A 4,711-nucleotide genomic window follows, 5' to 3' on the forward strand; every position below is an offset into this window, starting at 1 on the left:
GTTTCGCGCTCCGTTTCAAGCACTTATTCAATATAGCGAACCTATCTTCATGTGTCAACTATTTTTCCCAAATTATTTGGGATATCTTTTGAGTCTCCTGAAACTATCTACAGTGCTGGGTTGTAAGCAACAATGGTTTATGCACTGTGTTAATAAAGGATGGAACAAGCGTGAATTTTCAGTCGGTAATAAGTTTATTGCATCAGTTCTGGGGCGATCGCGGTTGTCTCATCGCCCAGCCTTACGATATTGAAAAGGGGGCTGGTACTAAGAACCCACAGACCTTTTTAAGAGCTTTGGGACCAGAACCTTGGGCTGTTGCCTATGTTGAACCTTGTCGTCGTCCTACCGATGGACGCTACGGCGAAAACCCCAACCGTTTCCAACACTATTATCAGTACCAAGTTCTGATTAAGCCCTCACCAGATAATATTCAGGAGATTTATCTTGATTCATTAAGGGCTTTAGGTATCCGTCCTGAAGACCACGATATTCGGTTTGTAGAGGACAACTGGGAAGATGCAACAGTAGGAGCTTGGGGTACTGGGTGGGAAGTATGGTTAGATGGGATGGAAGTTACTCAATTTACCTACTTCCAACAGTGTGGAGGAATTGATTGCCGTCCGGTGTCGATTGAGATTACATACGGGTTAGAGCGGCTGACAATGTATCTTCAGCAAGTAGAAGCATTTACAAAGATCCAGTGGACAGATAACATTACCTATGGTGATATTTACCTTCAGGGAGAGATTGAGCAGTGTATTTATAACTTTGAAGCGTCGAATCCTGAGTTGCTACTGACACTATTTAATTTGTATGAGCAAGAAGCTACCCAATTGACAGAGCGAGCATTGGTCTTGCCTAGCTTAGATTATGTAATGAAGTGTTCGCACACATTTAATCTGCTGGATGCTAGAGGTGTAATTTCGGTGACAGAGAGGACTCGCTATATTGCCAGGATTCGGCATTTGGCTAGGAAAGTAGCTCATTTATATGTTGAGCAAAGGGAGAAGTTAGGTTTTCCGTTGCTCAAAGATACTGTGAGTTCAACAGGAAGCTGAATCTCTTAAAGGGTGTAACTACATAAGCTAAGTATACCTATGTATAAAATATTGAGGTTTTTAAACGCAGAGTAACTCAAAGTAAATCCATAAGCGCTTCTCTTTCCCGGAGGTATGCACAATTGTGCCAAATTTAATTCACTACGATTTCGTGTTCTATTTATCCATGTTGCACTAAGGTTTATGCTAGGTATATCTTTATGATGTGGCTTTTGCTAAAGGACAGAAATACCCTTAAATCTTGAGTCCAAAACATTAAGGCTACAAGTATAAGGCCCGCCTGTGCGGGCTTTGTTTGTATAAACTTGATGGAATATACTTCACCACAAGTATAAAATTTTTCGGCGTTGCTGATTAAAGAGATAAAATCCTTATGCAGAGGCGCTCCAAACGCAGATAATAAGAGTTTGGAATATTTGTTTTTTGAATTTTAAGCCAAATTCGGCATTGCCAATTTTTCTTTATTGCCGCTCTAACTATTTTGTAAGTCAAGTGCAAATTCCAGTTGCCAGGTGCTTTTACAAAAAATCTTATGATTCAAACCAGTGGTGTAATTATTTGTCTTGGCTACATTTTTGGGTTGTTGTTTACAGCAGTTCCTTGGGGTGGTGTATGGATTTTGGGGTTGGGGATAGTGGGAGCAATTATCTTTAGAAGACGCACTATCTTACGGCAACTTGCTCAGAAATCAGAAAATGCTGCAATTAAAACAAAGTTAGTACCTAATAGTTGGCAAACTATTCCTCATCCTCGAATATGGCTAGCTGCTGGCTTGGTGGGATTATTGGCAACTCTATATTTTCAATGGCGAGTGCCGCAACCGGGTGCAAAAGATATTAGTCAGTTCGTCCCGCTTGGAAATAGCAGCAATCAAGAACAACTTGTGATTGTACGCGGCGAAGTGGCAAGTAATCCTCGCTTAACTCGCAGTCAGCGAGGACAATTTTGGCTGAAAGCGACTCAGCTAGATGAAGTCAAAAATGATAAAGGTTCAGCGGGTGTTCCACAAGGGGTTATAGGCAAATTGTATGTGACAGTGCCTATACTTCAGGCTACTGGGTTATACCCTAGTCAACAAATTGCTGTAACTGGGATTTTATACAAACCAAAAGCGGCTTCCAATCCTGGTGGTTTCGATTTTCAGAAGTTTCTCAAGCAAGAAGGAACGTTTACTGGTTTGATTGGGCGACAGATAAATGTTTTGGATCAGGAACGTAAATGGGGATGGTGGCAAATTCGGGAGCGAATTGTGCGATCACAAGTTCGTTGGTTGGGTGTCCCTGAAGGGCCTCTTGTCAGTGCAATGGTTTTAGGTAGCAAAGCTGTTGATTTACCTTATGATATCCGTGACTTATTTGTACAAGCTGGATTAGCTCATGCTTTAGCAGCTTCTGGGTTCCAAACTTCTTTGATTTTGAGTGTGATTTTACAGTTAACAAGACGAGCAAGAAAAGGAACACAATTTACCCTTGGCTTTTTGGCTTTAATCATTTTTCTAAGTTTAACAGGGTTTCAACCTGCGGTTCTCAGAGCTGTAATTATGGGTTTTGCGGCATTAGTCGGTTTGCTATTAAAAAGGAAGGTAAAACAGTTCGGATCATTACTATTAGCAGCAACTCTGCTATTAGTGTTTAATCCTCTATGGATTTGGGATTTAGGTTTTCAATTGAGTTTTTTAGCAACATTAGGATTAGTTGTAACAGTACCTGCATTAGTCAATCGTCTAGCATGGTTACCACCTGCGATCGCTGCTTTGATTGCTGTTCCTCTAGCTGCCACTATTTGGACTTTACCTGTACAACTGTTTATCTTTGGAGTTGTACCATCTTATAGTCTGTTGTTGAATGTGATTAGTACTCCATTAATTTCGATCATTAGTATAGGTGGAATCATCAGTGCGTTAGTAGGTTTAGTTTGGACTGATGCAGGAAGCTTCCTAGCGGGAGTGTTACATTACCCTACTGATTGGTTAATTAAACTAGTAGATTTTTTTAGCAATTTGCCTGGAAATTCTGTTGCTGTGGGCAGCATATCTACTTGGCAGCTTTTGGCGATTTATATCCTAATTATATTGGTCTGGCTAGTGCCTTGGTGGCAAAGGCGGTGGTGGTTTGCTAATATGATTGCAATTGGTTTAGTATTCATCCCACTTTGGCATTCTCAAAATACATTGGTTAGGATAACTGTCTTAGAATCTGGGACAGAACCAATTGTAGTCATTCAAGACCGAGGTATTGTAACTGTAATTAACAGTGGTGATGAAGGTACAGGACGTTTTACAATTTTACCTTTTTTACAACAGCAGGGTGTAAATCAAATAAATTGGGCGATTGCAACTGATTTTCAAGGTAATGAAAGTAATGCTTGGTTGGAATTAATGCAACGTTTACCAATCAATAATTTTTATGAATATTCACCCCAAATAGATAATTCAATTACAACTCAGGCAATTCAACAGGAACTACAAAAACATCAAGGAAAATATCAACCTTTGGCAGTTGGTCAACCTGTGAAAGCTGGTTCGATAGTAGCGCAATTAATTAACGATCAATTACCCATTTTGCAATTGCAAATTTTAGATCAGAATTGGTTATTAGTAGGTAATGTTAAATCTAAAGAGGTACAACAACTAGTTAAAAATGGAAGTTTGACTCGCCCGCAAGTACTTTGGTGTGCCCCTGAGTCATTGAAAGATTTAGTTATTGCTCTGCAACCACAAGTAGCGATCGCTTCTTCTGCCAACTTCGATCCGAAAACTTTATCTGAACTGAATCAAAGCCAAACTAAACTATTCTTTACAGGACGAGATGGGGCTATTCAATGGACTCCTAATGGTCAGTTTGAGGCATTTATTGAATCAACCGAAAATAAATCATCTGTTTTATAAAAAATTTAAAAATTTAGTAATTTAAAAAAAGTTGTATCAAATCTTATGACAATCTATTTTTATAGTACTCGTGAAGAATATGGCTGTTTCTCTAACTTTTCGTCCCACGGCTTTGAATTAGATGGATTATATTGGTCAACTAGCGAACATTACTTTCAAGCGCAAAAGTTTGTGGGTACACCTCATGTAGAACAAATCCGCCTAGTTAAAACACCTAAAGATGCAGCAAGAATGGGGCGCGAGAGAACCCGTCCTCTACGTCAAGATTGGGAACAAGTTAAAGACGATATCATGCGGCAAGCTGTACTATATAAATTTCAAACTCATACGGATATTAGAGATATTTTACTTTCTACAGGAAATGCAGAAATTGTCGAAAACTCACCTATTGATTTTTATTGGGGTTGCGGAGCCGATGGCAGTGGTAAAAATATGCTAGGAAAAATTTTAATGGAGGTGCGGGATATCCTGCACCATACATATAGGGCAGATATTGATAATAAAACTGTTAAATAATCTTGTATAAAATAGTTTTTTAATCGAACTATTCCAGACGTAGAGAACACGAAGAAATGATAAATACAGACGATCGCAAATGCTTTAAGACTGCTATATAGTTATTACTCTTCATAAATATAAATCTGAAAGCCTCGATTAACGATTGCTATATATAGCAGTCGCCATCTTAGTTAGGACGTAGAATATATAGAGAAGTGATTGATTTCTGCATTCGTATGGCAAACCCTTACAGTTATGATCTACG

Annotated in this window: 4 protein-coding genes; all 4 read left to right on the forward strand. The window is 39.0% G+C overall.

From position 1 onward, the window contains the following. Positions 1-253 (forward strand): hypothetical protein (locus V7K89_RS30110; RefSeq protein WP_335193868.1); only part of this gene is annotated, 253 nt, incomplete at its 5' end. Next, on the forward strand, positions 171-1,061 hold the full coding sequence (glyQ, locus tag V7K89_RS30115; RefSeq protein ID WP_335193870.1) for a glycine--tRNA ligase subunit alpha: 891 nt from the start codon (positions 171-173) through the stop codon (positions 1,059-1,061). The genes V7K89_RS30110 and glyQ, both read left to right, overlap by 83 nt. A gap of 532 nt (positions 1,062-1,593) precedes the next feature. Continuing rightward, positions 1,594-3,948 (forward strand): ComEC/Rec2 family competence protein, encoded by a 2,355-nt coding sequence (locus V7K89_RS30120; protein ID WP_335193871.1) that lies wholly within the window; start codon positions 1,594-1,596, stop codon positions 3,946-3,948. Between the two features lie 45 nt (positions 3,949-3,993). Then, positions 3,994-4,464 carry an NADAR family protein gene (locus V7K89_RS30125; protein ID WP_335193873.1) on the forward strand — a complete coding sequence of 157 codons (471 nt, stop codon included), beginning with the start codon at positions 3,994-3,996 and terminating at the stop codon, positions 4,462-4,464. Positions 4,465-4,711 lie beyond the last annotated feature (247 nt).

The organism is Nostoc sp. (assembly GCF_036917515.1).
In the GTDB taxonomy this organism is placed as follows: domain Bacteria; phylum Cyanobacteriota; class Cyanobacteriia; order Cyanobacteriales; family Nostocaceae; genus Nostoc.